This window comes from Bosea sp. Tri-49 (assembly GCF_003952665.1).
Taxonomy (GTDB): Bacteria; Pseudomonadota; Alphaproteobacteria; order Rhizobiales; family Beijerinckiaceae; genus Allobosea.
Genome location: NZ_CP017946.1, coordinates 3404742 through 3428959, shown reverse-complemented (window position 1 = coordinate 3428959; position 24218 = coordinate 3404742). Strand labels below are relative to the sequence as shown.

The following is a 24218-nucleotide window of genomic DNA, read 5'->3' as shown; positions in this document are numbered from 1 at the left end:
CTCAGATCCAGCGATCGTTCTGCGCCGTCCGCGCGCCGCCCTCATGGCCGGTGTTGAGTGTACCGCGAGGCTCGATCAGCAGCATGCGGACCTCCTTCTCGGCGAAGGGTTTGTGCTCTTTGCCCTTGGGCACGACGAACATTTCACCGGGGCCGACACTGACCGAACCATCGCGGAAATCGATCCGCAACGAGCCCTCGAGCACGATGAAGGCTTCATCGGTCTCGGGATGGTCGTGCCAGATGAAGTCGCCTTCGATCCTGACGATCTTGATCTGGTAGTCGTTGAGCTCCGCCAGGACGCGCGGCTGCCATTGCTCGTGAATTTGGCCGAGCTTCTCGGCGAAGTTGATGGCGCGATAGGTGGTTTCGGACATCTTGGCTGGGCTCCGGTCAAGGTGTCGGTATGCTCGGCGCTCGTCGTCGCCGTGTCTTGAACGATCGTGCGGAGCCCGCCACGGCTGTCGGCGCGACAACTGCCGCCTTGCCGCCCCGGCACCGCGGAGCTACACCACAGGCCCGTCAACCGGAGCCGCCGAGATGTCGTCCGATGCCGATCTGCTCGCCGATCGCCGCAGCCTGCGGCGCAAGCTCTCGCTCTGGCGGTTGCTCGCGCTTGCCGGCGTCGTCGTTCTGGCCGTCGCCGGCGCGCTTGTCTGGAGCGGGCGGCTGCCGGGCAGCACCGCGCAGGCGCACATCGCCCGCGTCACCATTTCCGGCTTCATCTCCGGCGACCGTCGCACGCTCGATCTGATCAAGTCGCTCGAGGACAGCCGCGCCAGCGCCGTGCTCCTCAGTATCGACAGCCCCGGCGGCACAGTGACCGGCTCGGAAGCGCTGTATGAGGCGATTCGCCGGCTTGCCGCGAAGAAGCCCGTCGTCGCGGTGGTCGACGGGATGGCTGCGTCCGGCGGCTACATCGTCGCGCTCGGCGGCGAACGCATCGTCGCGCGCCAGACCTCTCCCGTCGGCTCGATCGGCGTGATCGCCCAGATTCCCAATGTCGCCAGACTGCTCGACACGATCGGCGTCAAGTTCGAGATCACACGCTCGAGCCCTTTGAAGGCTGCTCCGAGCGGCCTTGAGCCGACCTCGCCTGAAGCTGCCGCCGAGATTGCGCGCGTCATCGCGGATAATTACGACTGGTTCAAGCGGCTGGTGGGCGAGCGCCGCAAGCTCGCCGAGACCGAGGTCGCCAAGGTTGCCGACGGGCGCGTCCATTCAGGCCGCCAGGCGGTTACGCTCAAGCTCGTCGACGAGATCGGTGGCGAGTTGGAGGCGATCGCCTGGCTCGAGCGCGAGAAGGGCGTCGGCAAGTCGCTGCCGGTGCGTGACTGGCGCCGCCGTAGCGAATCCTCCTCTTACGGCCTGTGGAGCGCGGGCGAGGCGCTGGCGCGTGCGGCAGGCCTGGAGGCGGCTGCCGCGCTATTCGCGCGCGCGGCTGAAATCCCGGTCGGACTGCGGCTTGACGCGCCCTTGGCGCTCTGGCAGCCTGCCGTCGAAAAGTGACGATGTTACAAGCGGTTATATTGGACCCATGATAAAATCAGAACTCGTCCAGCGCATCGCCGAGCGCAACACTCACCTCTATCAGCGCGACATCGAGAACATTGTCGGCTCGATCCTCGACGAGATCGTCAAGGCGCTCTCGCGCGGCGATCGTGTCGAGCTGCGAGGCTTCGGCGCTTTCTCGACCAAGGAACGCGCCGCCCGTGTCGGTCGCAATCCGCGCACCGGCGATTCCGTAAAGGTCGATCAGAAGTTCGTGCCGGTCTTCAAGACCGGCAAGGAGCTGCGCATGCGGCTGAACGGCAAGGCCGGCTGAGCCGGCTGGAGGAGCGGAATGAAGGCTTTCTTCAAGGCGCTGGTGCTCGTCCCGGTCGCACTTCTCGTGGTGCTGTTCTCGGTGGCGAACCGCGCCCCTGTCCGGGTCTCGCTCGATCCGGTCAGCCGCGACGCTCCGGCGCTCGCTTTCGATCTGCCGCTCTTCGCCGTGGTCCTCGCCGCCATCGCCATCGGCATCCTGATCGGCGGCTTCGCCTCCTGGCTGGCCCAGGGCAAGCATCGCAGGGCTGCCAGGGTCAATCGCCGCGAGGCCGACAAGCTGCGCGGCGAAGCGCAGTCGCTGCGCGCCGCGGTGCCGGATTCGGCGCTTCCGGCGCTGACCAGCCGCATCTGAAGCTGCGGCCATGCGGTTCTTCTCTGCGGCCGAGATCGACGGCCTGCTCAACTTTCCTGCCCTCATCGATGCGCTCGCCGACGCCTTCCGTGGCGATATCGTCACGCCGGTGCGCCATCACCACGAGATCGAGCGGCCGGATGCGGCAGCGACGCTTCTACTGATGCCGGCCTGGACGGCGCCGGAGGCAAGCCCGGCCTTTCTCGGCACCAAGGTGGTCACGGTCTTCCCGGGCAATGCCGCGCTGAGCCAGCCGAGCGTGATGGGGACCTACCTTCTGATGGATGGAGCGACCGGTGCGCCACTCGCCGCATTGGATGGCGCGCGGCTGACGCTCTGGCGTACTGCGGCGGCGTCCGCGCTCGCCTCGCGCATGCTGGAGCGGCCGGATACCAAGCGCATGCTGATGGTGGGAGCCGGGGCGCTCTCGACCTTCCTGGTCAAGGCGCATCGCAGCGTGCGTGCCTTCGAGGATATCGCAATCTGGGCGCGTCGCCCTGACGCGGCGGCCGAAGTGGTGGCCGAACTGGCGCGTGACGGCATCGAGACGCGAGTTGCGGAAAATCTGGAAGCCGAGGCGCGGCAGGCCGACCTCATCTCCTGCGCAACGCTGTCGCGCGAGCCGTTGATCCACGGCCGCTGGCTGAAGCGCACCGCCCATCTCGATCTGGTCGGCGCTTTCAACCTGTCGATGCGCGAGGCCGATGACGAGGCGCTGCAACGCGCCCATGTCTTCGTCGATACGCAGGCCGCACTGCATGAGGGCGGTGATGTCGCTGTCGCGATCAAGGCGGGCGCCTACACGGCGGAGCAGGTTTCCGGAACGCTGGCCGGTCTCTGCCGCGGGCAATACGATCCCGCGGTCGAGCGCGATGACGTGACCCTGTTCAAATCGGTCGGCACCGCGCTCGAGGATCTCGCCGCCGCCATGCTGGTCTGGAAGCTGGCCAGCTGAAGCGCGGGGCCCGGCCCTGCGCTCGCCGCAGCATCAGACCCTGACGACGGGGCCGCCGAGCGCTCCGAGTAGCCACAGCACGATCACGATCGTCAGCACGAGGCCGACCACGCCGCCGAGTCCGGCGCCGCCATAGCTGCGATGTCCGTAATATCCGCCGCCACCGAGCAGGACGATGAGCAGGATGATGATGAGGAGTGTGGACATGGTTCGCGCCCCTTCTTCGTCTGCCGCCTTGTCGGTATCGACGGGCGAGCGTTCAAAGAACGTCGGGCGCGAACGGTAAGTTCCCGGTCACTCCGCCTTGATGCCGGCCTCGCGGATCAGATCGCCCCAGCGCTTCATCTCCGCCTGCAGGAAAGTGGCGAGCTCCGCCGGCTTATCGCCGACCGGTTCGGCGGCGAGCAGATCCATCTTGGCGCGCACGTTCGGGTCGGCGATAGCCTTGCTGGTGTCGGCCTGAATCTTGTCGATGATCGCCTGCGGCGTCTTCGCCGGAGCAAACAGGGCGAACCAGGACGAGACATCGAAGCCCGGGACCGTCTCGGCGATCGGAGTGAACTCCTGCGCTGTCGGGGAGCGCTTGGCGGTGGTGATTCCCAGCCCGCGGATCGAGCTGGCACGCACATGCGGCAGCGCCTGGGTGATGTTGTCGAAGATCAGGTCGATGCGTCCGCCGATCAGGTCCTGCGTCGCCTGCGCCGTGCCTCGATAGGGCACATGCACCATCTTCGTGCCGGAGAGCTTCTGGAAAAGCTCTCCGGAGAGGTGCACCGAGGTCCCGATCCCGGAGGAGCCGTAAGTCAGCTTGCCGGGATTGGCCTTGGCGTAGGCGACGAGCTCGGCCACGCTCTGCACGGGCAGGTGCTTTCCGACGACCAACAGGTTCGGCACCATCGCGACCGTGGTGATGGGCGCGAGATCCTTGACCGGATCGTAGTTCAGCTTGGCATAGAGGTATTGGTTGGTCGCAAGGCCGACCGAGACGATCAGCAGCGTGTCACCATTGGGCTCCGCCTTGGCGACGGCATCGGTCCCGAGATTGCCGCCCGCGCCCGCCCGGTTCTCCACGACGAAATGGGTACCCCAGCTCTGGCCGAGCCTGTCGGCGACAAGCCGGGCTAGCACATCGGTCGCACCGGCCGGCGGAAAGGGGACGACCAGCTTGAGCGTGCGCCCCTGCGGCCAGGCGCCCTGGGCCTGGCCGGCGCCTGGCCGCAAGGCAAGCGTGGCGCCGAGGCCGCCGAGCAATGTGCGGCGGTCGAGGGTGAAACAGCTCATCGTCAGGTATCTCCTCCACTTGTGGTTGCCGGAGGGCTTGCCACCCGTGCTTCGGCACTGCCGACGCTGCCGGCTCTCCTTCCCGCTGTCCAGCCCATTGATCGGGCACCGGCTTGACCTGAGCGCGAGCAGCCTGCGATTCTGCATCTATGCAGCCCCTTCGTCGCTTCGCCTGCCTGATTCTCCTGCCGATGCTGATCGTGGCCGGTACGGCCCAGGCGCAGTCCACGGCCGAGGCGGAAGCGAAGACCCGCGCCGCCAACATCGCGGCCTACCCCGATGCGGCTCGCGCTTTGTTCGGGCAGAAGACCGCACCTGCCGCGCTGCGGGCCCGCGCCATCGGTTCCTATGCCCGCGGCTGCCTGGCGGGCGCGACCGCGCTGCCCGTCGATGGCGAGAACTGGCAGGTGATGCGGCTCGCTCGCAACCGCAATTGGGGCCATCCCGAGCTGATCTCCTTCCTTGAGCGCTTCGCGCGCGAGGTGCCCAAGATCACGGGCTGGTCCGGGTTGCTCGTCGGCGATCTCTCGCAGCCGCGCGGCGGACCGATGCTGACCGGGCATGCCTCGCACCAGATCGGGCTCGATGCCGATATCTGGCTCACACCGATGCCGAGGAAGCGTGTCGACAGCGACGATCGCGAAAACATGGCGGCGACAAACATGGCCCGCTCCGACTGGCGCGATGTCGACCCGAAGAACTGGACGCCGGCGCATAGCCGCCTGATCAGGGCCGCCGCCAGCGAGCCAAGGGTCGAGCGCATCTTCGTCAACCCGGCACTCAAGGTGGCGCTCTGCCGCGAGGCCGGTGCTGACCGGGGCTGGCTGGGCAAGGTTCGGCCGATCTGGGGCCACAACTACCATTTCCACATTAGGCTGAGCTGTCCGCCCGGCGTCGAGGGCTGCGACGGCCAAGAGCCGCCCAATTTCGGCGATGGCTGCGGCGAGGAGCTCAGCGGCTGGGTCGAGCGCCAGCACCAGGCGATCTTCAACCCGCCCAAGCCAAAGCCCGGCCCGAAGCCGAAGCCCAAGCCGCCGATGTCGCTCGACGCACTGCCGGCCGAGTGCCGGCAGGTGCTGGTGTCGCGCTAAGGGGCGCGGATCGGCGGTCGCTTCTTCCGTTTTCGCGTCCTAACCTGACAGCGCGCGAGGCTCCGCATTTTGCGAGGCCGCGTCGCTGATCAGTGGAGGACGCGATGAGTGCCAAGCCGACCATCGTTCTCGTTCATGGCTTCTGGGGTGGGGCCGCGCATTGGAGCAAGGTCATCGTTGAGCTGGCGCGCAAGAGCCACGTCGACCTGCGCGCCGTCGAGATGCCGCTGACCTCGCTTGCCGACGATGCCGAGCGCACGCGCAAGATGGTGAAGCAGCAAGCGGGGCCGGTGCTGCTCGTCGGCCATTCCTATGGTGGCGCCGTCATCAGCGAGGCCGGTGACCTCCCGAACGTCGTCGGCCTAGTCTATATCGCTGCCTTCGCGCCGGATGCCGGGGAAAGCCCCGGCGGCATCAGCCAGCAAACGCCGCCGGCGGCGATCGCCAATCTCGCCCCCGACAGCGATGGCTATCTCTGGATCAACTACGACAAGTTCCATGAGAGCTTCTGCCAGGATCTGAGCGCCGACGAGGCCCTCGCCATGGCGGTCGCGCAGAAAGCACCGCTGGCGAGCACCTTCGGCGATACGATCACGGCCCCGGCCTGGAAGAAGAAGCCTTGCTGGTACCAGCTCTCCACCGATGACCGGATGATCCATCCCGACAATCAATACCGCATGTCCGAGCGGATGAAGCCGCGCCGTATCCTGGCGCTCGACGCAAGCCACGCCTCCCTGGCCTCGCGCGCGGGTGAGGTTGCGGCACTGATCGATGAAGCTTCCCAGGAAGTAGCGAAGGCCTGAAGGCCGTTTGCCTGAGAGATGATGGCGGCGCTCCACTTCGGGTCGCCGCCATTATTTTTACCGCCGGAGTCCCGTCGGCTGGCCGGGCCGATAGGCGAACGGGTCGTTGCGCGGGTTGATCGGCGGCTCGTTCTCGCCCGCCTCGTCGATGATGCCATTGCCCTCGTCGTCGCCGACGATCAGTTCCTCGGTCGGCGGCGTGGCACCGGGCAACTGCAACGGGCCGCGCATCTCGCTCGGCGCCGGCTGCGGCTGGTAGCGCGGGCTCGCCTGCTGCGGGCCTTCTTCGATGTAGCGCCGCTGGCCGTCGAGCCCGCCCTGGCCGGAGCGATGCGCAACCGAGTAGCCACCATCGACGGCGCCAGGCGGACGCAAGCCGCCGCTCGGCTGGCGCAACAGCCCGCCCGAGCCGCTGGCCACCATCGGCGGCGGTAGCGTCTGACGCGTATCCTGCTGCTGTTGCAGTGCCATGCGGTCCGGCCGCGCCGGATCCGGTGGCGGCAGGTTGTAGTTGGGCTCGTATTTGATCACCGGCTTGCAGATGTGCCGGCCCTTGGAATGGCGCGCCAGGTCGATGTGGAAATGGTCGTAGTGGAAGGCGTCGGCGCCGGGGCCGAGCACCGTCGAGAAGTGCTCGCAGGCGCCGACGAAGATCTCGCGCAGGAAAGCCTGCTCCTCCGGAGACCCGCGCCAGCCATCCTTGACCGTGACGACGCGATTGTCGTTCAGCCGGAAGGAGAAGACGTCGACGGCATTGCCGAAGGCGTGCTCGGAGGTGCGGCTGGTGCCGGTGCCGTTGTTCATAGCGCGGCAGGAATAGGAGCCGGCGCGGATCTCGATTACCTGCGCACCGAGCACGTTCATCGCCGCCGGCTGCACCACTTCGGTGAACCATTTGTCGGTGGTCGCGACCACGGGGCAGGCGAGGGTGGCATTGCTGGTCAGCGCGACGCTGCCATTGGCGAAAGCCGCGACCTTGAGCGGCTTTTCCATGCCGCAGGTTCCCGGCCCGTCGATCGCCTTGTCGCGCAGGCTGACATAGGCCGAGAGCTGCACCTGGCGCGAGGCCAGGCACTGGGCTTCGGCCTGGTCACGCCAGGCAGCGCGCTGCGGCTTCTGGAACTTGCCGCAGCCGGCAAGGCCGACGCCGATGACGCCGAGCGCGATAAGGGTGAGATGAACGCGACGCATGACAGATCAAATGCGAGGCGTTGGGTGAACGGTTTGTTGACCGGCTGCGTCCTGGAAGCCACGGACGGATTAACTTTGCCGATGGCGTTAAATGGCCGTTAACGCAACACCGAGCGCGTTAACGTATTGGGGCCGTGGTGTCGCCGAAGGCGAGCTTGTTCATCAGGCGGCCCGGCACGAGCGTGAAGGCGCCAGCCACGACGAGGCCGGCGAACAGCCAGAGCATTGCGGAGCGGTGGGCGACGATGTTGCCGCGGCGGCGCATGATGATGGCATAGGGCAGGTTCACGATCGTCAACACGCTGAGCAGATGGATCGCGCTGTAGCGTCCATTGCTGGTGATGAAGGCCGAGCTCGCCGCTGTCAGCGCCATCGCCACGACGAAGACCCAGCCGATGAGGCGATGGCGCGCCGTGCCCTTGCGCAGGACGAGGACGGTCAGGCCTGCCGCCAGCGAGATCAGTGCCGAAAGGACATGCACCTGCATGATGGTCGGCGCGGCGAGCAGCGGGGCAAGCGTCATCGCGATGTCCTTGCAGTCGCAGGAGGCGAGAGTGGCGCCGAGCATAGCATCGACATGTGATTCCTGCCCGAGCTGGTCGGCATTTCCGCAAGCTCCGCGCGGTTGCGCCGCCCCCATCGGCGCCCCAAATTACGCCGCAACGTCGTGGCCCCGCGCCACTGGCGTCCCGCCTATGGGGCGAGCCGGCAATGTCGGCGCCAAGCCCACCATCCGAGGATTCCCGATGTCCGATCTCTCCGGTTTTCCGATCATGAAGCTTTGGCCGGCCCAGCATCCCGACCGGCTGCAGCTCTATTCGCTGCCGACGCCAAATGGCGTGAAAGTCTCGATCATGCTGGAGGAGACCGGCATCCCCTACGAGCCGCACACCATCGACATCGGCAAGAACGAGACCTGGACGCCGGAATTCCTCTCGCTCAACCCGAACGGCAAGATCCCGTCGATCCTCGATCCCAACGGCCCGGGCGGCAAGCCTTTCGCCTTGTTCGAATCCGGCGCGATCCTGGTCTATCTCGCCGACAAGGCCGGCAAATTCCTCCCCGTCGATCCCGCCCGCCGTTACGAGACCCTGCAATGGGTCTTCTTCCAGATGGCGGCGATCGGCCCGATGTTCGGACAGGTCGGCTTCTTCCATAAGTTCGCCGGCCGCGAATACGAGGACAAGCGCCCGCGCGACCGCTACGCCAACGAGAGCAAGCGCCTGCTCGGCGTGCTCGAGACCAGGCTTGCCGGCCGCGACTGGCTGATGGGCGACGAGTACACCATCGCCGACATCGCCACGCTCGGCTGGGTCCGCAACCTCGTCGGCTTCTACGGCGCCGGCGAGCTGGTCGAATACGACAAGCTCAAGCTGGTGCCGAAATGGCTGGAGCGCGGGCTCGCACGTCCGGCGGTGCAGCGCGGGCTGGAAATTCCGAAGCGGCCTTGATCGCTGCAGGCGGCGGCACGCTCAGCGCCCGGCCGCCGCCAGCATCCGGTCTATGCCCTCTTCCATCTGCGTCTGCGGCACATAGCCAATGGCGGTCGCGAGGCCATCATTGGCAAAATTCCAGGCAGCGGGCGGGGTCGTATCCGGTTGCGCGATGAAGCTGGAATCGGGGCAGCGCCTCGCAAGATGCGCTGCGGCCTCCCGCATCATCCGCTTGTCCCCGGCGACGTTGAAGACACGATGTTCTGTCAGTGGCGCGACCACCGCTCGCGCCGCGACCTCCGCGGCGTCCTCGATCCATGTCCAGTCGATCGGTTCGGCAAAGTCGGGATAGACGATCGACGGCTCTCCGGCGGCGGCCTGTTCGACGAGGGTCTGGATCGCCCGCCAGCCGCGTTCCCGCCCCGGCCCGTAGACGGAACCGAAGCGCAATCCGATCAGAGTCATGCCGGGTTCGTCGGCCGCAAAGGCGCGAGCAAGGTGCTCGCCATAGGCCTTGGTCGCACCATAGACACTCGCCGGTCGCGGCACGCTGGCGTCGCCAGGCCCGATATCGGCGTCACCTAGGGCGGCGACGGAGCTGGCATAGATCACCCGCTCTGCGCCGCACGCCTTCGCCGCGGCAAAGACATGCGCGGTGCCGAGCGCGTTGACGCGTGTGGCCGCGACGATGTCGGCCTTGGAATCCAGCGTCAGCATCGCGGCAAGGTGGATCACCGCCTGCGGGCGAAAGGCGGCGAAGGCCGCGGTGACGTCGTCCTGCTCGGTGACGTCGCAGGCCCGGAAGGCGAGATCCGGCGGCGAGTGCGCCGCGCTTCGATCGAGCGCTAGGACCGAATGCCCGCGCTCGATGAGAATTCTGACGGTCGCAAGGCCGAGAAAGCCGGCTCCGCCTGTGATCGCAATCTTCACCGGCTCAATACTTGATCACCCCGAAGCGCCGGAAGGCGTCGTGGATGCGGTCGGCATAGGCGTTGAAGCTCGGATAATCGCCGAGATGCGCCGGTCGCGGCCGCGGCAGCTCGATCTTGATCTCGTCGACGACCCTGCCCGGCGTCGGCGACATCACCAGCACCCGGTCGGAGAGGCCGATCGCCTCATCGATCGAATGGGTGATGAAGACGACAGTCTTGGCCGTCTCCAGCCAGAGCATTTCGAGGTCGTGCCGGATCTGCGTGCGCGTGATCGCGTCGAGCGCACCGAAGGGCTCATCCATCATCAGCACGGACGGGTTGTGGATCAGCGCGCGGGCGATCGAGACGCGCTGGCGCATGCCGCCGGAAAGCTGCTTCGGATAGCGGTCGGCCGCATGGCTGATGCCGAGCTTCGCGAACAGCTCGAGCGCCCGCTCCTTCGCCGGCGCCAGCGGCAGGCCGCGGATCTCGGCCTGGAGCATGACGTTCTCCAGCGCCGTCCGGAACTCGAGTAGCAGATGGTCCTGGAAGACGATGCCGATATCAGTCAGCGGCTCGCTCAGTGGCTTGCCGTTGACCAGCAGTTCGCCGCCGCTGGTCGGGATCAGCCCGGCCGCCATCAGCATGAACGTGCTCTTGCCGCAGCCTGACGGGCCGATCAGGCTGACGAACTCGCCGCTCCTGATGTCGAGCGTCAGCCCATCGACGGCCGTGAAGCCGCCGAAGCTCTTGACGATCCCGCGCCCCTGGATCGAGGCGGCGGGAGAGGCGGCTGCTGCGATCATGCCTTGTCCTCGTCGACTACGAGCAGGCCGGCGCCGACGCCGGAAGCAGCTCGGTCGTGTAGTAGTCGGTGATCGGCTTGTCCTTGGGCAGGCCGAGATACTGCGTCAGCAGGTCGTAGCTCACGGCCCAGTTCGTCTCCGGCACCTTGCCGAGCGAGGCGGCGCCGGGCGCGCAGAGCAGCTTGTTGACGACGTCGAACTGCGCCAGCACCTGCGCCTTCTTCACGGAAGGGAATTGCGCGACGACCGCGTCGGCTGCTGCATCCGGGTTCTTGCGGGCGGCGTCCCAGCCCTGCAGGCTGGCCTCGACGAACTTCTTGAACAGCTCGGCATCGGCCTTGATCCGGTCGTCGCGGGCAATGATCGAGAGGCCGACCGTCGGCACTCCGACATCGCGGTAGAAGAGGTCGCGGACCTTGAAGCCGCGCTCGCGGATCTGCACCGAGTGGAAATCGGCGCCGCCGAGAATGGCGTCGACCTTCTTCTCCAGCAGCGCGCCGACGAAGGCGCCGGGGTCGATGTTGATGACGTCGACCTTGCTCTTGTCGATCTGGTTCGAGGCGAGGATGGCGTCGAGCAGAATGGTCTGCGCCGTGCCGGGCTGGACCGCCAGCTTCTTGCCGACGAGGTCCTTCGGCGAGGCGATGCCGCTCTCCTCCAGCGCGATGATGGCGAAGCCGTTGGTCTGCAGCACGGGGGCGACGATCTTCACCGGCGCGCCCTTGGTGCGCAGCTGCATGGCGGCGGGCGCATCGGCGAAGCCGACATCGGTCTGCCCGGTCGCGACCATCTGCGCGGTCGTGCCTGAGCCCTTGCCCTCTTCGATCGTCAGGTTGATCCCGGCCTTCTCATAGAGGCCCATCTGCTTGGCCATCATGAAGCCGGCATTGGGCGCGGCCGCAAGGAAGTTCAGCGTGATCTTCATCGGCTTGCCGCCAGCCTGGGCGAGCGCGCCGCTCGTGCCGAGCGCCAGCATGGCGGCGGCGGTGAGCAATGTCCTTCTCAGCATGATCGTTCTCCCTGTGGTTCCGGTTTGCCCGGATTGATGGTCGATTTCGTAAGTTTCAGCCCCTGCGCTGCCAGGGCATCAGCAGCACCTCGAGTCCGTCGACGAGATAGCTGAACAGGATGCCGACGACGCTGAGCGCCACTAGGCAGGCGAAGATCAGCGGCATGTCGAGGAAGCTCGTGCCGCGCAGCAAGAGATAGCCGAGGCCGGCATTGGCGCCGACGAATTCGCCGACGATCGCGCCCGTCGCCGCGAACACGGCCGAGACCTTGAGGCCCGAGAAGATGTAGGTCAGCGCCGCTGGCACCCGGACATAACGGAAGGTCTGCCAGGCCGAGGCGCCCATCGAACGGGTCAGATAGAGCACGCGCTCGTCCAGCGCCCGAAAGCCCGTCATGCTCGCGACCAGCGTCGGGAAGAAGCAGAGCAGGAAGGTCAGCAGCACCTTCGGAAACAGGCCGAAGCCGAACCAAACGACGAAGAGCGGCGCGATCGCGATTTTCGGCACGAGCTGGAAGAAGACGATGACCGGGTAGATCGCCTTTTCCAGCAGCCTGACCGAGACGATGACGTAACCCAGCGGGATCGAGATCACCGCCGCCATCAGGAAGCCGAGCACGATCTCGTTCGCCGTCACCAGCGTGTGCTGGAAGATCAGTGCCCGGTCGATCCAGAGCCGCTCGAAGAAGGCGCTCGGCACGGGCAGGATGTATTCGGGGATGCCGGCCATCGGCACCAGCAGCTGCCAGGCGACGAGCAGCACGGCGAAGCTCGCCAGGGGCCAGGCAATGGCTGAAACCCAGGCGGCGGCATTGCCGGAGGCCTGCGGCTTCGTCCCTGTGGTCGCGCTGGTTGCGCTGTCGCTGCTCATGCTGATGTCTCTGTCGGCATCGTTCGTCCGGATAGCCCTGTTGGAACGGCTGGCAGGGGCCCGATCTGTCGCCGCCTCAGCGGCCAGATCTCGGCCATGTTCCGGGCGGCGGTGGCGAGCGCCGCCGCGATCTCGCTGCGACGCGCCTCCTGCATGCGTGGCAATGGCCCGGCGACGCTGAGCGTGCCTGCAATCGGCGCCCCTGCATCGGGCCCGGCGCGGAAGGTCGTCGCCAGCGCGACGGTACCGATCTCGCCCTCCTCGATGGCGAGCGCGAAGCCGCGGCTGCGGGTTTCGGCGAGATGCTTGCGCAGAGCATCGACGTCCCCGAGCGCGTTCGGACCGGCGCGGCCCTCCGCGTCGAAACCGCGCGCGCAGACGATGCGCAGCGCCTCTGCCTCCGGCAATGAAGCGAGCCAGGCCTTGCCGGTCGCAGTGGCGTGCAGGACGATGCCCATGCCCATGGGTGGCTCGTAGCGCAGGCCGGCGGTGGCGCCTTGCGCGCGCGCGATCCAGGTCAGGCTCTCGCCCTCGACCACGGCGAGGCGGCAATACTCACGGGTGACACGGGCGAGCTCGTCGAGGACGATCTGGCCGGCATCGGGCAGACCGCGCAGGTCGAGATTGCGGAAGGCGAGCTGCGACAGTTTCAACGTCAGCCCATAGGCGCCCGATTGCGCATCCTGGGTGACGAAGCCGCGCTCGGCGAGGGTCGCGAGCAGCCGATGGGTCGCGCTGACCGGCAGGTCGAGTCGCTCGGCAAGCACGGTCAGATCAGCGCCATCGGCCTCGTCCGCCAGCGCCTCCAGCAGCTTGAATGCGCGCTCGACCGCCGCGATCGTCACTCGTCCCCACCCTCGTTTTGATTAAGATTGGAAATCATTTCCAATTTGGATTTGATTTTCGTATAGAGACGAGGTGAGGCCAAGTCAACGCGCCTCGCAGGGTGAGCCCACGGAGGAACGATGAGCCTGGCAGGTGAGGGAGCGGTCGCGATCTGGCATGATATCGCGCCGGAAGGCAGGTCGGAGTTCTATGCCTGGCATGGCGAGGAGCACATGCCGGAGCGGGTCGGCATTCCCGGCTTTCTGCGTGGGCGCCGCTATGTCGCGATCGACGCCGATCTCGAATTCTTCAATCTCTACGAGGCGCAGAGCCTCGAGGTGCTGAAAAGCCAGGACTATACGGCCAGGGTCAATGCGCCGACGCCCTGGACGGTGTCGACGGTGAAGCACTTCCGCTCGGTGGCGCGTGCGATCTGCCGCGTCTCTCACACCAGCGGTCCAGCCCAGGGCGGACTGATCGCGACCTTTCGCTACGATGTGCCTGATAACATCGCCTCGGCCCACAAGGCGGCGCTGTTGCGCGGGCTGGTGCCGGACCTGCTCGCCACCCGCGGCGTCGCCGGCGTCCACGTGCTGGCGGCGGATGCCGAGGCGAGCGGCGTTGCCACGGCCGAGCAGAAAGTGCGCGGCATCGCCAACGCCGTGCCGCGCTGGGTACTGCTGGTCGAAGGCTGGGGCGACGAGGCCGAGTTCATCGCGCTGGCGCGCGATCAGCTCGCCGCTGAGGAATTCGAAGTTCTCGGCGGCCAAGGTCCTTTCTCTCTTGGCCTCTACCGTCACCAGGTCACCCGGACCAAGACCTCCTGGACTGCCGGCTGATGAGTGCGCGTTATGATCTCTCCGGCCGGCATGCGATCGTCACTGGTGGTGCCGGTGGACTCGGTCGTGGGATCGCGCACGCCCTGATCGCGGCAGGCGCGAGCGTCGAGCTCTGGGATCAGGATGCCGACGGCCTGGCGCAGGCCGTCACCGAGCTCGGGCGTCGCGCCAGCCAGCGCCAGCTCGATATCCGCGACGTCAACGCGGTCGAGGCCGCTGCCGATGCTGCTGTCGGCACTCATGGTCGCATCGACATCCTGATCAACAATGCCGGCGTGCTGGGCGAAGTGAAGCCGATCTGGGAGACGACGCCGGAAAATTTTCAGCGCGTGCTGCAGGTCAACCTGTTCGGGGCCTATCTGGTTACCCGTGCCGTCGTTGGCCGAATGTTGCGTCAGGAATCGCGGCGCTCGCCGGACGGTCACCCGCTGCGCGGTCATGTCGTCAACATCGCCTCGATCCAGGGCAAGGAGGGCATGGCGCAAGCCGCGGCCTATTCCGCCTCGAAGGCGGGGCTGATCGCATTGACCAAGAGCGTCGCCAAGGAGACGGCGAAGGAAGGCATCATCGTCACGGCGGTGACGCCGGCCGCGGCCGAGACCGCCATGGCCAGGGAAATCTCGGCCGAGCGGCGCGCCGATATCATGTCGCGCATTCCGATGGGGCGTTTCGTCGAGGTGCCGGAGGTGGCACGCATGGTGCTCTGGCTCTCGTCCGACGACTGTTCCTTCTCGACCGGAGGAATCTTCGACCTGTCGGGTGGTCGCGCGACCTATTGAGCGCGGCGCCGCGCGGGGTGCATACCCCGTCTGCAAGGGCACGCTCATGGCTTCCTTCGAGCGTCGGGCTTGTGTCAGCATGGCCGCATCGGCCGTTCGGCTGCGGATTCCAGGGACAGGTTCATGCTTTCGGTTCGCGATATCGCTCGCCGCGTCGCCAATGGCGAGATGTCGGCTCAGGCTGCCCTTGCTGACAGCGAGCGGCGAATCGAGGAGCGGGATGTGGATCTCAGGGCCTTCGCGGCTCGTCCCGAAAGACTGTCCGCAGGCGAAGGGCCGCTCTCCGGCGTTGCGGTCGGCGTCAAGGACATCATCGACACCGCCGACCTGCCGACCGGCATGGGCTCGTCGATCTATGACGGCCATCGGCCCAAGGCCGACGCGCCGATCGTGATGGCGCTGAAGGCGGCAGGTGCGACCGTCGCCGGCAAGACCCAGACCACGGCCTTTGCCTTCCTCGACCCGGCCCCGACCCGTAATCCGCACGATCCCTCTGCCAGCCCGGGCGGATCCTCCGCCGGCTCGGCCGCGGCGGTCGCTGCCAGCCTCGTCCCGCTCGCCATCGGCACGCAGACGGGCGGCTCGGTGATCCGTCCCGCCGCCTATTGCGGCGTCGCCGCGATCAAGCCGTCCTATGGGCTCTTGCCGACGGTTGGGGTGAAACCCTTCTCCTGGTCGCTCGATACGCTCGGCCTGATGGCAGCCAGCGCCAGCGATCTCGGCTTCGCTTTGGCGGCGCTGACCGGCCGCGCCGATCTCGACGCTCCCGAGGCGGCTCTGGACGGGTTGAAGCTCGGCCTCTGCCGGCAGGAATTCGCCGACAAGCCCGAACCAGCTTGCGAGGGGGCGCTGCAGCGCATCTCCGAACTCGCCCGGCAAGGCGGCGCGCAGGTCCTCGAGCTGGCGACGCCGACCGAACTCGCCGAGACCTTCCATGCTCACGGCCCGCTGCAGAACTGGGAGGCGACGCAGGCGCTCGCCTGGGAATATGGCAATCATCGCGACGAGCTGCCGCCGAAGCTGCGTGCCTATCTCGACGAGGTCCGCGCCACCACGCCGCGGGACTACGACGCGGCACGCGCCACGTCCCGGCGCGGGCGCCAGGCAGTCCAGCGCTGGTTCGGCGAGGCCGATCTCGTCCTGACCTATGCCGCGCCGGGCGAGGCGCCGGAGACGCTCGCCTCGACCGGCGATTCCAAGTTCAACCGGCTCTGGACGCTGCTCGGCACGCCCTGCCTGACCGTGCCGTTGATGCGTGGCCCGCGCGGGCTGCCGGTCTCCTTCCAGCTCGTCGGACGCTTCGGTGACGATGCGCGGATCATCGCGGTGGCACGTGCGCTCGAGCGCCTGATCCTGATGCCGGGATGACGACAACTGGGCTAAATCTGGGCGCTGGTCCCGCTTGGGACAATATTGCGCTGCAACAACTCAGACTCGATTGTGGCGGTAGGGATTTATACTGCTCTTTGGAATACTAAAAACCTCTGTCGAGAAGGTCTTGTTCGAAACTATCCACAAAGCAGTTCAATGCTTTAACCGCTGATTAAGAATGCTTCTCTGGTGCGGTGCTCGCTGCGGCGGTGTTGCCACTTGCGGTGGCCGCTGTTTCTGCTAGCTTCCATGTCAGGTCAATGACAAAGGAGGGTTCACATGAACCTCGCGCTAAGTCTCGACCGGTTGGCCATGGGTGCGGCATTTGCGCTGGTTCTGGCGATCGTGATCGGAGCGTTCTGACGGGGAAGTCAGTCTCAAGTCGAAAGACCACAAGCCAATTGGGAAGCGTCGCGGGAGAGGCCCTGCGGCGCTTTTCCTTTGAATCCGGTACGATGTCAGCTCAGCTTTCCGGGCAGGGATTCTCGGTCACTTCCCAGGACATCATGTTGATGACGCGCCCGCAGGTAGCGAGGCGGCGGCCCATGGTGGTGCGGATGCAGGCCATGCTGCCTTCCGCGATCTTCTTGCCGTCGTTCCAGCAGAAGCAATAGGGCTCTGGCGCCTGTGCCAGGCGCGGGCGATCGAGGGCGGTCGCGCGCTCCTGCGCAAAGGCAGAAGTCTGAAACAGTAGCGCGATTGTCGCAAAGAGCGCCCAGAAGGGCGGCGCCGCGGCGCCTGAGCAGGGTAGCCTCCGAAGGGATCGGACCATGGCTCGCTCCTGTCGTTCGCCCGATCAGCGTAACGTAGCGGGAACGATAACATATTGGAGCCGGCAACCCAATATTGTCAGGGCTCGTCCGCCGAAGGTAGGAGGCCATTCCCTCCTTGCGAAAGTCGTACGACCCAACCATATTTCGGGTCCAGAGAGCCAATCCGGCTCCGGGAGGAACCATGTCTCTGATTTCGCTCGCCCGTCGTGGCCGTGCCGTCGCTCTCATCGCCGGCGCACTTCTGCTGGTGCCGATCATCGCCGAGGCCGCTCCGGGCGGCCGGAGCATGGGCAGCCGCGGCTCGCGTAGCCAGTCGCAGGTCGCGCCGACGCCGACCGCGCCCGGCTCATCGTTCCAGCGCAGCCCGACGCAGGCACCCGGCCCGTCGGCCGCGGCTCCGGCCGCTGGCGCGGCAGGCGCTGCCGCGCAGGCGGCCCGCCCGTCCATGGCGCGCAGCCTGATGATGGGCGTCGCCGGCGGTCTGCTCGGCGCCGGCCTGTTCGGCCTGCTTTCGGGCGCCGGTTTCGGCGGCCTTGCTGGCATGCTCGGCCTGCTCTTCCAGATCGCGCTGATCGGTGGTCTGATCTGGCTGGCGTTGCGCCTGTTCCGTCGTCGCAGCGAGCCGCAGCTCGCCAGCGCCGGTGGCCCGCTCGGCCGTGAGGCCTATCAGCCGCAGCCGGCTGCTCCGGCCATGGGTGGTCTCGGTGGCGGCGCTGCCGCGGCTGCTGCTGCTGCCAAGCCGGTCGAGTTCGAGCTGGTCGGCGCCGACTATGGCTCCTTCGAACGCCTGCTCACCGAGGTGCAGACGTCCATCTCCGATGAGAACATTGCACGCCTGCGTCAGATCGCGACGCCGGAGATATCGGGCGCACTCGAGGACGAGTTTGCAGACAACGCCCGCAAGGGCCTCATCGAGAAGGCTGCCGACGTCAAGCTGCTGCAGGGCGACCTCGCCGAATCCTGGCGCGAGGATGGCTACGACTATGCCACCGTCGCGATGCGCTTCAGCCTGCTCACCGCCATGGTCGAGCGCAATGGCGGCAAGGTCGTCGAGGGCCACGCCACGATCCCGCGCGAGGTCACCGAGCACTGGACCTTCGTGCGTTCGCGCGGCGGCGAGTGGAAGGTCGCGGCGATCCAGCCGATCGACTAAATCCACGACGACACCCGAAATCTGCACGGCCGGGCTTTGCCCGGCCGTTTTTCGTTTCAGCATGAAGCGAAGCGGCTTATAGCCATGCGCTGCCCGGCCTGCGCCGGTCTGGATACTGACTGGAGCGTTTCACCATGAGCGACATGCGTCTCGTCGTCGTCGGCGCCGCCGGCCGGATGGGCCGCTCGCTGGTCAAAGCTATCCACGACGCGCAAGGTTGCGTGCTCTCCGCTGCGATCGAGCGACCGGGCTCGCCCGTGCTCGGCCAGGATGCCGCCGTGCTCGCCGGCCTGCCCGCCAGCGGCGTTCTGGTCAGCGATGACGCGCTCGCCGCCTTCGTCGAGGCCGAGGGCGTGCTCGATTTCACCACCCCAGATGCCACCGTCGCCTTCGCCGGCCTCGCGGCCCAGGCCCGCATCGTCCATGTCGCCGGCACGACCGGCATGGAGCCGGAGCATCTGGCCAAGCTCGAGGCGGCGGCGCGTCATGCCGCCATCATCCGCTCCGGCAATATGAGCCTCGGCGTCAACCTGCTGGCGGCACTGGTGCGCAAGGTCGCGGCGACGCTCGGCACCGACTGGGACATCGAGATCGTCGAGATGCACCATCGCATGAAGGTCGATGCACCCTCGGGCACGGCCGTCCTGCTCGGCGAAGCAGCGGCCCAGGGCCGCAGCGTCGATCTCGCCGAGTCCCGCGTCGCGGTGCGCGACGGCCAGGTCGGGGCGCGTCAGCCCGGCACGATCGGCTTTGCCGCTTTGCGCGGCGGCACGGTCGTCGGCGACCACAAGGTGATCTTCGCTGGCGCCGGCGAGCGGCTCGAACTCGCCCATGTCGCCGAGGATCGCAGCCTGTTCGCGCAAGGGGCGGTCAAGGCGGCGCTCTGGGGTCGTGGCCGCAAGCCCGGACTCTATTCGATGGCCGACGTGCTCGGCCTCGACAAGTTCTGATGACCGCGCTCGCCGTTGCGCCTGGCGTGACGCATTGGCCGGGCTATCTCGATCCGGCCGAGCAGGCGGCGCTGGTCGCCGAACTGCGCGAGGCGGCGCGGCAGGCGCCGTTCTATGTGCCGTGCATGCCGAAGACCGGAAAACCATTCTCGGTCAAAATGACCAATTGCGGCGCGCTCGGCTGGGTCTCGGACGAGCGCGGCTATCGCTACCAGCCGCTTCACCCTGAGACCGGCGCGCCCTGGCCGCCGATCCCGACCCGGTTGCTGCGTGCCTGGCAGGAGCTCGCAGGCTATCCGCATCTGCCTGAGGCGTGCCTCGTCAATTTCTACGAGCCGACCGCGAAGATGGGCCTGCATCAGGACCGCGACGAGCAGGATTTCGACGCGCCGGTGCTGTCGCTGTCGCTCGGCGACACCGCCATCTTCCGCATTGGCGGCACCAGCCGCGGCGGCAAGACGATCTCACTGAAGCTGGCCTCGGGCGATGCGCTCGCCTTCGGCGGCGAGGCGCGGCTCGCTTTTCACGGCATCGACCGCATCCTCACGGGATCGTCGAACCTGCTGCCGCAGGCAGGGCGGATCAACCTGACCTTGCGGCGGGTGACGAAGCCGTCATCAGCTTGACTGTTTGGGGGTGTCGTCGCCCGGCAGCTTCGGGAACGACCAGCCGAACAGGAGCGAGCCGGCGCGCAGGCCAAAGCCTGCGGCGAGTCCGCCCAGCATGACGAGCCTCGCGTCCAGCCCCATTTGCGCGAGGCCGACTGTGGCGCCGGCACCGGCTGCCGCGGCAGTGACGTAAAAATCGCGGCTCCACAGCACCATCGGCCGATCGCCGGCGAGGATATCGCGAATGATGCCGCCGAAGGTCGCGGTCATCGCACCGAACGCGATCGCGGAGGCGATCGGAACGCCTGATGCCAGCCCCTTCTGCGCCCCGACCACGGCAAAGAGCGCGAGCCCGGCAGCATCGGCCCAGATCAGCAGGCGCTTGGCGCCCCAGCCGTCGAGCATGCCGGGCTTGGCATAAGCGATCGCCCAGGCCGCAAGGGCGACGGCCGTGCACAGCATCACGTCGGATGGCGCCTCGATCCAGAACACGCGCCGGTCGAGCAGGAGGTCGCGCAAGGTGCCGCCGCCGACGCCGGTGACGGTGGCGAGCAGGATGAAGCCGAACGGGTCCATCCGCTTGCGGGCGGCGACGAGTGCCCCGGTCAGGGCGAAGACGACGACGCCCGCAGCTTCGAGCACCTGTCAGTTCACAGGCTTGTCGCCGGCATCCGCGGCCGGGCTGTCCGAGCCGTTGGCGGCGGGCTTGGGCGCGCCGGCCGAGACACCGACCAGCGCCGGGCGCAGCACGCGCTCGCCGATCTTGTAGCCGGTCTGCACCACCTTCGAGACGAGGCCCTTGGCGATCGCGGCATCGGGCGCCTCGAACATGGCCTGGTGCAGGTTCGGGTCGAATTTCTCGCCCTGCGGATCGATCTTGCGCACACCATGGCGCTCGAGCGTCTTCAGCAGCTCGCGCTCGGTCAGCTCGACGCCTTCGACCAGGGCGTTCAGCGCAGTATCGGCGGTGGCGCGGGCCGCCTCCGGCAAGCTTTCGAGCGCGCGGCGCAGATTATCGGCCGAACCGAGCAGGTCGCGGGCGAAGCTCGTCACCGCATAGGCCTTGGCGTCGGCGATCTCGCGCTCGGTGCGCCGGCGCAGGTTCTCCATCTCGGCGAGGGTGCGCAGCAGCTTGTCCTTGAAGTCGTCGCGCTCGGCCTCGGCCGTGGCGAGCGGATCGGGCGTCTGCGTCTCGACCGCCTGAGTCTCTGCCGTGTCCTGGCTCTCGGTTTCCGGCTTCGGATCGTCCTTCGCAGGGTTCTGCGTCATTCCATCATCCCAATCGTTGATCGTCATGGATCATTGCGGCGTAACCTTGAGGCACACCGGCTTCGTCGCCGATATCGGGCTTCGGCGGGGCGAAATCAAGCGCGGGCCATGGCCTTGGCCTTGCCTGCGGCTGGTTTGTCGAGCTCCTGGCTGAACACGGCGAGCAGCGCCTGGCGGATCAGCAACTGCCGGCCGGTCGAGGTGATCTTCGCCCCGGTCAGGTCGGTGACGTAGAAGACGTCGACCGCTTTCTCGCCGAAGGTCGCGATATGGGCCGAGGCGATGTTGAGGTTGAGCTTCCCGATCGCGGTGGTGAGGTCATAGAGCAGGCCGGGCCGGTCGAGGCCCGAGACCTCCAGCACCGTGTAGCGCGACGACAGGACATTATCGATGATCACCTCGGGCGCGACCTGGAAAGTCCCGCCGCGCGGTGGCGGGGCGCGGCGCTGGGCGACGAGGTCGGCGATCTTGATCTCGCCCTTGAGCGCGCGCTCGATCGCCGCCGCGATCCGCTCGGCCCGGCGCAACTCGTCGTCGTCGCGCTCGAAGGCGCGCGAGACGAAGATCGTGTCGAGCACCAGCCCGTCGGTGGTGGTGAAGATCTGCGCGTCGACGATGTTGCCGCCGGCCGCCGCGCAGGCGCCGGTGACGATGGCGAGCAGGCGCGGATGGTCGGGCGCCAGCACGGTGAGCTCGGTCACGCCGCGGAACTGGTCGGTCTCGACCTTTGTCGCGGTGGTGCGGCCGGCGATCTCGGCCTCGCGCAGGAAGCGCGCGTGCTGCTCCTGCCGCTCGGGCTCGACCTTGAGCCAGTAGGCGGGGTAATGCCGGGCGAGATAGGCATCCCGCTCCTCCGCCGTCCAGTCGGCGAGACGTGCCTCCAGCGCCTCCTGCTTGCGCTCGACCCTGGCCTTGCGCTCGATGCCGGAATGGCCGCCGGCGAGCACCACTTCGGTTTCGTAATAGAGTGTGCGCAAGAGCTGGCCCTTCCAGCCGTTCCAGACGCCGGGTCCGACCGCCTTGATGTCGGCGACGGTCAGCACCAGCAGCAGCTTCAGCCGCTCCAGTGTCTGCACGATTCCCGCGAAGCTCTCGATCGTCTTGGGATCGCCGAGATCGCGGCTCTGGGCGACGGTCGACATCACCAGATGGTTCTCGATCAGCCAGACCACCGTTTCGGTCTGCGCCTCGGTGAGGCTGAGCCGTGGGCAGAGCTTGCGGGCGATGCGGGCGCCGGCGACCGAGTGATCCTCCGGCCGGCCCTTGGCGATGTCGTGCAGGAACAGCGCGACATAGAGCGCACGCCGGTTGGTGATCGTCGCGAAGATCGAATTCGCTAGCGGATGCTCCGCTTCGAGCTTGCCGGCATCGATCTCGGCCAAAATGCCGATCGAGCGGATCAGGTGCTCGTCGACCGTGTAGTGATGATACATGTTGAACTGCATCATCGCGACGATGCGGCCGAAATCCGGGACGAAGCGGCCGAGCAGCCCGGATTCGTTCATCCGCCGCAGCACAGCTTCCGGCGAGCGCCGCGCCGTCAGGATCTCCAGGAAGATGCGGTTGGCCTCGCGATCCAACCGCAATTGCGGGGTGACGAGGCGCAGCGACTGCGTCACCAGCCGGCTGGTGTCGGGATGGATGGCGAGATCGTCGCGGCTGGCGATCTCGTAGAGCCGCAGCAGGTTGACCGGATCGCGCTTGAAGGCGTCGTCGTCGATCACGGCGAGGCGCTGGCCCTGCAGGGTGAAATCGGGATGGCCGAGCGCGCGCACGCGCCTGCGCTTGGTGAAGGTGCCGATCAGGCTGGTCAGGCTGGCGCGCGGCTTCTGCTGGCGCGCCTCGAGCGCAGCGCAGACGATCGCGGTGAGGTCGCCGACATCCTTGGCGACGAGGAAGTAGGCCTTCATGAAGCGCTCGACCGGGGCCTGGCCGCTGCGGCCGGCATAGCCGATGGCGGCTGCGACCTGACGCTGCAGGTCGAAGGAGAGCCGTTCCTCGGCCCGGCCGGTGATGAAATGCATCCAGCAGCGCACCCGCCAGAGGAACTCCTCCGAGCGCTGGAACATCGCGAACTCGCGCGCATCGAACAGCCCGGCCTCGACCAGCTCGGCGGAATCGTCGACGCGGTAGGAATACTTGGCGATCCAGAACAGCGTGTTGAGGTCGCGCAGGCCACCCTTGCCGTCCTTGACATTGGGCTCGACGAGATAGCGCGACGAGCCGGCGCGGGCGACGCGGGTCTCGCGCTCGGCGAGCTTGGCCTCGGTGAAGGCGGCGGCCGTGCCCTCGGCGATCTCTGCGCCATAACGCCGGACGAGATCGGCGAACAGCGCCGCATCGCCGCAGATCAGCCGCGCTTCCAAGAGCGCGGTGCGGATCGTCATGTCGGCCCGGCCTTCGCGGATACAGTCGTCGACCGAGCGCACGGAGTGGCCGACCTTCAGCTTCAGGTCCCATAGCGGGTAGAGCATGGCCTCGACCACGCTCTCGCCCCAGGCGGTCTGCTTGTCGGGGAAGAGGAAGAGCAGGTCGACATCCGAACCCGGCGCCAGCGTGCCGCGGCCATAACCGCCGACGGCGACGACGGCGATGCGCTCGCCGGCAGAAGGGTTGTCGACCGGATAAAAATGCTGCGTCGCTGCTGCGTGCAGGCTGGCGACGACGCTGTCCATCACGCCGGAGAGCCGCTTGGCGCAGGACAGGCCGTTGCGCGTACGGGCCAGGATCTCCCGCGCTGACTGGCGCCCTTCGTCGAGATTGTCGCGAAGCGCGCTGACCAGCGCGCTTCGCAGGCCGTCGCGATCCCCTTTGTCGAATGGCCGCGCCAACCTGCCTACCGCAGCTGTGGGATTATCGATGAACTCGGCGAGGCGGGGCGCTGGCTTGTCGGGGGAGGGCGGCACTGAACGAGGCTCTTCGACGCTTTCGGCTGACGCGCGGCACCTGATCTCTAGCACGATTGCGGTGAGGCGCGGAAACATAATTCAACACGGAATTGATGTGAAAACTGACATCTCACATGAATGTCCGTCTTGTTTGACAAACAGAACGTGCGCACCTAAAAATCGGACACGCGCCGATTTGAGCCAGCAGCTTGCGGGCGCGAAACAAGTGCAGCT

At 67.0% G+C, this 24218-nt stretch carries 27 protein-coding genes; 13 read left to right on the top strand and 14 right to left on the bottom strand.

Translation table 11 applies throughout. The features are described 5' to 3' along the window. Window position 1 precedes the first annotated feature (1 nt). Window positions 2-376 carry a cupin domain-containing protein gene (locus BLM15_RS16740; RefSeq protein ID WP_126113816.1) on the bottom strand — a complete coding sequence of 125 codons (375 nt, stop codon included), beginning with the start codon at window positions 374-376 and terminating at the stop codon, window positions 2-4. Between the two features lie 163 nt (window positions 377-539). Here BLM15_RS16740 and sppA point away from each other — a divergent pair, with 163 nt between their 5' ends. The 4 genes from sppA to lhpI are packed head-to-tail and all read left to right on the top strand — an operon-like array spanning window position 540 to window position 3133. Further along, window positions 540-1508, top strand: a complete 969-nt coding sequence (gene sppA / locus BLM15_RS16735; RefSeq protein ID WP_126113815.1) for a signal peptide peptidase SppA — start codon at window positions 540-542, stop codon at window positions 1506-1508. 28 nt (window positions 1509-1536) lie between these two features. Continuing rightward, window positions 1537-1824: an integration host factor subunit beta gene (ihfB, locus tag BLM15_RS16730; protein WP_126113814.1), complete on the top strand. Its 288-nt coding sequence runs from the start codon at window positions 1537-1539 to the stop codon at window positions 1822-1824. A gap of 18 nt (window positions 1825-1842) precedes the next feature. Beyond that, window positions 1843-2178 carry a LapA family protein gene (locus tag BLM15_RS16725; RefSeq protein WP_126113813.1) on the top strand — a complete coding sequence of 112 codons (336 nt, stop codon included), beginning with the start codon at window positions 1843-1845 and terminating at the stop codon, window positions 2176-2178. 10 nt (window positions 2179-2188) lie between these two features. Beyond that, complete coding sequence (gene lhpI, locus BLM15_RS16720; protein ID WP_126113812.1) at window positions 2189-3133, top strand: bifunctional Delta(1)-pyrroline-2-carboxylate/Delta(1)-piperideine-2-carboxylate reductase; 945 nt, start codon at window positions 2189-2191, stop codon at window positions 3131-3133. 33 nt (window positions 3134-3166) lie between these two features. On the opposite strand, the gene BLM15_RS16715 is transcribed toward lhpI, so the two are convergent. Next, window positions 3167-3340, bottom strand: coding sequence for a DUF3309 family protein (locus BLM15_RS16715; RefSeq protein ID WP_126113811.1), 174 nt, complete (start codon window positions 3338-3340; stop codon window positions 3167-3169). A gap of 87 nt (window positions 3341-3427) precedes the next feature. After that, window positions 3428-4414 carry a Bug family tripartite tricarboxylate transporter substrate binding protein gene (locus BLM15_RS16710; RefSeq protein WP_164547542.1) on the bottom strand — a complete coding sequence of 329 codons (987 nt, stop codon included), beginning with the start codon at window positions 4412-4414 and terminating at the stop codon, window positions 3428-3430. Window positions 4415-4563: 149 nt separating this feature from the next. Here BLM15_RS16710 and mepA point away from each other — a divergent pair, with 149 nt between their 5' ends. Together mepA and BLM15_RS16700 are read left to right on the top strand one after the other, a co-directional pair. Next, complete coding sequence (gene mepA, locus BLM15_RS16705) at window positions 4564-5505, top strand: penicillin-insensitive murein endopeptidase (protein WP_126113809.1); 942 nt, start codon at window positions 4564-4566, stop codon at window positions 5503-5505. 104 nt (window positions 5506-5609) lie between these two features. Then, on the top strand, window positions 5610-6308 hold the full coding sequence (locus tag BLM15_RS16700) for an alpha/beta hydrolase (RefSeq protein WP_126113808.1): 699 nt from the start codon (window positions 5610-5612) through the stop codon (window positions 6306-6308). 57 nt (window positions 6309-6365) lie between these two features. Here the strand turns inward: BLM15_RS16700 and BLM15_RS16695 are convergent, their stop codons facing one another. Then, on the bottom strand, window positions 6366-7499 hold the full coding sequence (locus BLM15_RS16695) for an extensin-like domain-containing protein (RefSeq protein ID WP_126113807.1): 1134 nt from the start codon (window positions 7497-7499) through the stop codon (window positions 6366-6368). Window positions 7500-7617: 118 nt separating this feature from the next. Beyond that, entirely contained in the window at window positions 7618-8067 is a 450-nt protein-coding gene (locus tag BLM15_RS16690; RefSeq protein ID WP_206438529.1) for a DUF2306 domain-containing protein, read from the bottom strand. A 178-nt stretch (window positions 8068-8245) separates the two neighbouring features. Between BLM15_RS16690 and BLM15_RS16685 the strand changes: the two genes are divergently transcribed. Continuing rightward, entirely contained in the window at window positions 8246-8950 is a 705-nt protein-coding gene (locus BLM15_RS16685; protein WP_126113806.1) for a glutathione S-transferase N-terminal domain-containing protein, read from the top strand. Window positions 8951-8971: 21 nt separating this feature from the next. Here BLM15_RS16685 and BLM15_RS16680 read toward each other — a convergent pair whose 3' ends face one another. From BLM15_RS16680 to BLM15_RS16660, 5 genes are read right to left on the bottom strand one after another with little or no spacing between them, the layout of a single operon-like run. Continuing rightward, window positions 8972-9862: an NAD-dependent epimerase/dehydratase family protein gene (locus BLM15_RS16680; RefSeq protein ID WP_164547541.1), complete on the bottom strand. Its 891-nt coding sequence runs from the start codon at window positions 9860-9862 to the stop codon at window positions 8972-8974. 4 nt (window positions 9863-9866) lie between these two features. Continuing rightward, window positions 9867-10649 (bottom strand): ABC transporter ATP-binding protein, encoded by a 783-nt coding sequence (locus BLM15_RS16675; protein WP_126113804.1) that lies wholly within the window; start codon window positions 10647-10649, stop codon window positions 9867-9869. A 16-nt stretch (window positions 10650-10665) separates the two neighbouring features. Then, on the bottom strand, window positions 10666-11658 hold the full coding sequence (locus BLM15_RS16670; RefSeq protein ID WP_126113803.1) for an ABC transporter substrate-binding protein: 993 nt from the start codon (window positions 11656-11658) through the stop codon (window positions 10666-10668). A gap of 55 nt (window positions 11659-11713) precedes the next feature. Further along, window positions 11714-12529 (bottom strand): ABC transporter permease, encoded by an 816-nt coding sequence (locus BLM15_RS16665; RefSeq protein ID WP_126113802.1) that lies wholly within the window; start codon window positions 12527-12529, stop codon window positions 11714-11716. Then, window positions 12526-13374, bottom strand: a complete 849-nt coding sequence (locus tag BLM15_RS16660; RefSeq protein WP_126113801.1) for an IclR family transcriptional regulator — start codon at window positions 13372-13374, stop codon at window positions 12526-12528. The genes BLM15_RS16665 and BLM15_RS16660 overlap by 4 nt, the downstream gene beginning before the upstream one ends. A gap of 120 nt (window positions 13375-13494) precedes the next feature. On the opposite strand from BLM15_RS16660, the gene BLM15_RS16655 reads away from it, so the two are divergent. The 3 genes from BLM15_RS16655 to BLM15_RS16645 all read left to right on the top strand — a co-directional run bounded on the left by BLM15_RS16655 (window position 13495) and on the right by BLM15_RS16645 (window position 16340). Next, window positions 13495-14193 carry a hypothetical protein gene (locus BLM15_RS16655; RefSeq protein WP_126113800.1) on the top strand — a complete coding sequence of 233 codons (699 nt, stop codon included), beginning with the start codon at window positions 13495-13497 and terminating at the stop codon, window positions 14191-14193. Beyond that, window positions 14193-14972, top strand: a complete 780-nt coding sequence (locus BLM15_RS16650) for an SDR family NAD(P)-dependent oxidoreductase (RefSeq protein ID WP_126113799.1) — start codon at window positions 14193-14195, stop codon at window positions 14970-14972. The genes BLM15_RS16655 and BLM15_RS16650 overlap by 1 nt, the downstream gene beginning before the upstream one ends. Before the next feature lie 123 nt (window positions 14973-15095). Next, window positions 15096-16340: an amidase gene (locus tag BLM15_RS16645; protein WP_126113798.1), complete on the top strand. Its 1245-nt coding sequence runs from the start codon at window positions 15096-15098 to the stop codon at window positions 16338-16340. A 466-nt stretch (window positions 16341-16806) separates the two neighbouring features. Here BLM15_RS16645 and BLM15_RS16640 read toward each other — a convergent pair whose 3' ends face one another. Next, window positions 16807-17115: a hypothetical protein gene (locus BLM15_RS16640; protein ID WP_126113797.1), complete on the bottom strand. Its 309-nt coding sequence runs from the start codon at window positions 17113-17115 to the stop codon at window positions 16807-16809. A 182-nt stretch (window positions 17116-17297) separates the two neighbouring features. Between BLM15_RS16640 and BLM15_RS16635 the strand changes: the two genes are divergently transcribed. From BLM15_RS16635 to BLM15_RS16625, 3 genes are all read left to right on the top strand, one after another. Next, the gene (locus BLM15_RS16635) at window positions 17298-18269 is read left to right on the top strand and encodes a TIM44-like domain-containing protein (protein WP_126113796.1); all 972 of its coding nucleotides are present in this window, start codon (window positions 17298-17300) and stop codon (window positions 18267-18269) included. A gap of 143 nt (window positions 18270-18412) precedes the next feature. Continuing rightward, the gene (gene dapB, locus BLM15_RS16630) at window positions 18413-19219 is read left to right on the top strand and encodes a 4-hydroxy-tetrahydrodipicolinate reductase (RefSeq protein WP_126116220.1); all 807 of its coding nucleotides are present in this window, start codon (window positions 18413-18415) and stop codon (window positions 19217-19219) included. After that, complete coding sequence (locus tag BLM15_RS16625) at window positions 19219-19845, top strand: alpha-ketoglutarate-dependent dioxygenase AlkB (protein ID WP_206438528.1); 627 nt, start codon at window positions 19219-19221, stop codon at window positions 19843-19845. Before dapB ends, BLM15_RS16625 begins: the two co-directional genes overlap by 1 nt. On the opposite strand, the gene BLM15_RS16620 is transcribed toward BLM15_RS16625, so the two are convergent. From BLM15_RS16620 to BLM15_RS16610, 3 genes are all read right to left on the bottom strand, one after another. Then, a complete protein-coding gene (locus BLM15_RS16620; protein WP_126113794.1) occupies window positions 19837-20469 on the bottom strand; it encodes a trimeric intracellular cation channel family protein in 633 nt (210 codons plus the stop codon). The two genes, BLM15_RS16625 and BLM15_RS16620, sit on opposite strands and share 9 nt — an antisense overlap. 3 nt (window positions 20470-20472) lie before the next feature. Further along, the gene (gene grpE, locus BLM15_RS16615; RefSeq protein WP_126113793.1) at window positions 20473-21096 is read right to left on the bottom strand and encodes a nucleotide exchange factor GrpE; all 624 of its coding nucleotides are present in this window, start codon (window positions 21094-21096) and stop codon (window positions 20473-20475) included. A gap of 95 nt (window positions 21097-21191) precedes the next feature. Continuing rightward, on the bottom strand, window positions 21192-23957 hold the full coding sequence (locus tag BLM15_RS16610) for a [protein-PII] uridylyltransferase (RefSeq protein ID WP_442859462.1): 2766 nt from the start codon (window positions 23955-23957) through the stop codon (window positions 21192-21194). Between the last annotated feature and the right edge of the window lie 261 nt (window positions 23958-24218).

Bases quoted from the DNA above. Each gene is read 5' to 3' on its own strand.
- BLM15_RS16625 (WP_206438528.1), top strand. From the start codon at position 19,219: ATGACCGCGCTCGCCGTTGCGCCTGGCGTGACGCATTGGCCGGGCTAT.
- BLM15_RS16690 (WP_206438529.1), bottom strand. From the start codon at position 8,067: ATGCTCGGCGCCACTCTCGCCTCCTGCGACTGCAAGGACATCGCGATG.
- BLM15_RS16710 (WP_164547542.1), bottom strand. From the start codon at position 4,414: ATGAGCTGTTTCACCCTCGACCGCCGCACATTGCTCGGCGGCCTCGGC.
- BLM15_RS16640 (WP_126113797.1), bottom strand. From the start codon at position 17,115: ATGGTCCGATCCCTTCGGAGGCTACCCTGCTCAGGCGCCGCGGCGCCG.
- BLM15_RS16645 (WP_126113798.1), top strand. From the start codon at position 15,096: ATGCTTTCGGTTCGCGATATCGCTCGCCGCGTCGCCAATGGCGAGATG.
- BLM15_RS16635 (WP_126113796.1), top strand. From the start codon at position 17,298: ATGTCTCTGATTTCGCTCGCCCGTCGTGGCCGTGCCGTCGCTCTCATC.
- BLM15_RS16650 (WP_126113799.1), top strand. From the start codon at position 14,193: ATGAGTGCGCGTTATGATCTCTCCGGCCGGCATGCGATCGTCACTGGT.
- BLM15_RS16725 (WP_126113813.1), top strand. From the start codon at position 1,843: ATGAAGGCTTTCTTCAAGGCGCTGGTGCTCGTCCCGGTCGCACTTCTC.
- grpE (WP_126113793.1), bottom strand. From the start codon at position 21,096: ATGACGCAGAACCCTGCGAAGGACGATCCGAAGCCGGAAACCGAGAGC.
- dapB (WP_126116220.1), top strand. From the start codon at position 18,413: ATGCGTCTCGTCGTCGTCGGCGCCGCCGGCCGGATGGGCCGCTCGCTG.
- ihfB (WP_126113814.1), top strand. From the start codon at position 1,537: ATGATAAAATCAGAACTCGTCCAGCGCATCGCCGAGCGCAACACTCAC.
- BLM15_RS16670 (WP_126113803.1), bottom strand. From the start codon at position 11,658: ATGCTGAGAAGGACATTGCTCACCGCCGCCGCCATGCTGGCGCTCGGC.
- BLM15_RS16695 (WP_126113807.1), bottom strand. From the start codon at position 7,499: ATGCGTCGCGTTCATCTCACCCTTATCGCGCTCGGCGTCATCGGCGTC.
- BLM15_RS16685 (WP_126113806.1), top strand. From the start codon at position 8,246: ATGTCCGATCTCTCCGGTTTTCCGATCATGAAGCTTTGGCCGGCCCAG.
- BLM15_RS16675 (WP_126113804.1), bottom strand. From the start codon at position 10,649: ATGATCGCAGCAGCCGCCTCTCCCGCCGCCTCGATCCAGGGGCGCGGG.
- BLM15_RS16655 (WP_126113800.1), top strand. From the start codon at position 13,495: ATGAGCCTGGCAGGTGAGGGAGCGGTCGCGATCTGGCATGATATCGCG.
- BLM15_RS16700 (WP_126113808.1), top strand. From the start codon at position 5,610: ATGAGTGCCAAGCCGACCATCGTTCTCGTTCATGGCTTCTGGGGTGGG.
- sppA (WP_126113815.1), top strand. From the start codon at position 540: ATGTCGTCCGATGCCGATCTGCTCGCCGATCGCCGCAGCCTGCGGCGC.
- lhpI (WP_126113812.1), top strand. From the start codon at position 2,189: ATGCGGTTCTTCTCTGCGGCCGAGATCGACGGCCTGCTCAACTTTCCT.
- mepA (WP_126113809.1), top strand. From the start codon at position 4,564: ATGCAGCCCCTTCGTCGCTTCGCCTGCCTGATTCTCCTGCCGATGCTG.
- BLM15_RS16740 (WP_126113816.1), bottom strand. From the start codon at position 376: ATGTCCGAAACCACCTATCGCGCCATCAACTTCGCCGAGAAGCTCGGC.
- BLM15_RS16665 (WP_126113802.1), bottom strand. From the start codon at position 12,529: ATGAGCAGCGACAGCGCAACCAGCGCGACCACAGGGACGAAGCCGCAG.
- BLM15_RS16715 (WP_126113811.1), bottom strand. From the start codon at position 3,340: ATGTCCACACTCCTCATCATCATCCTGCTCATCGTCCTGCTCGGTGGC.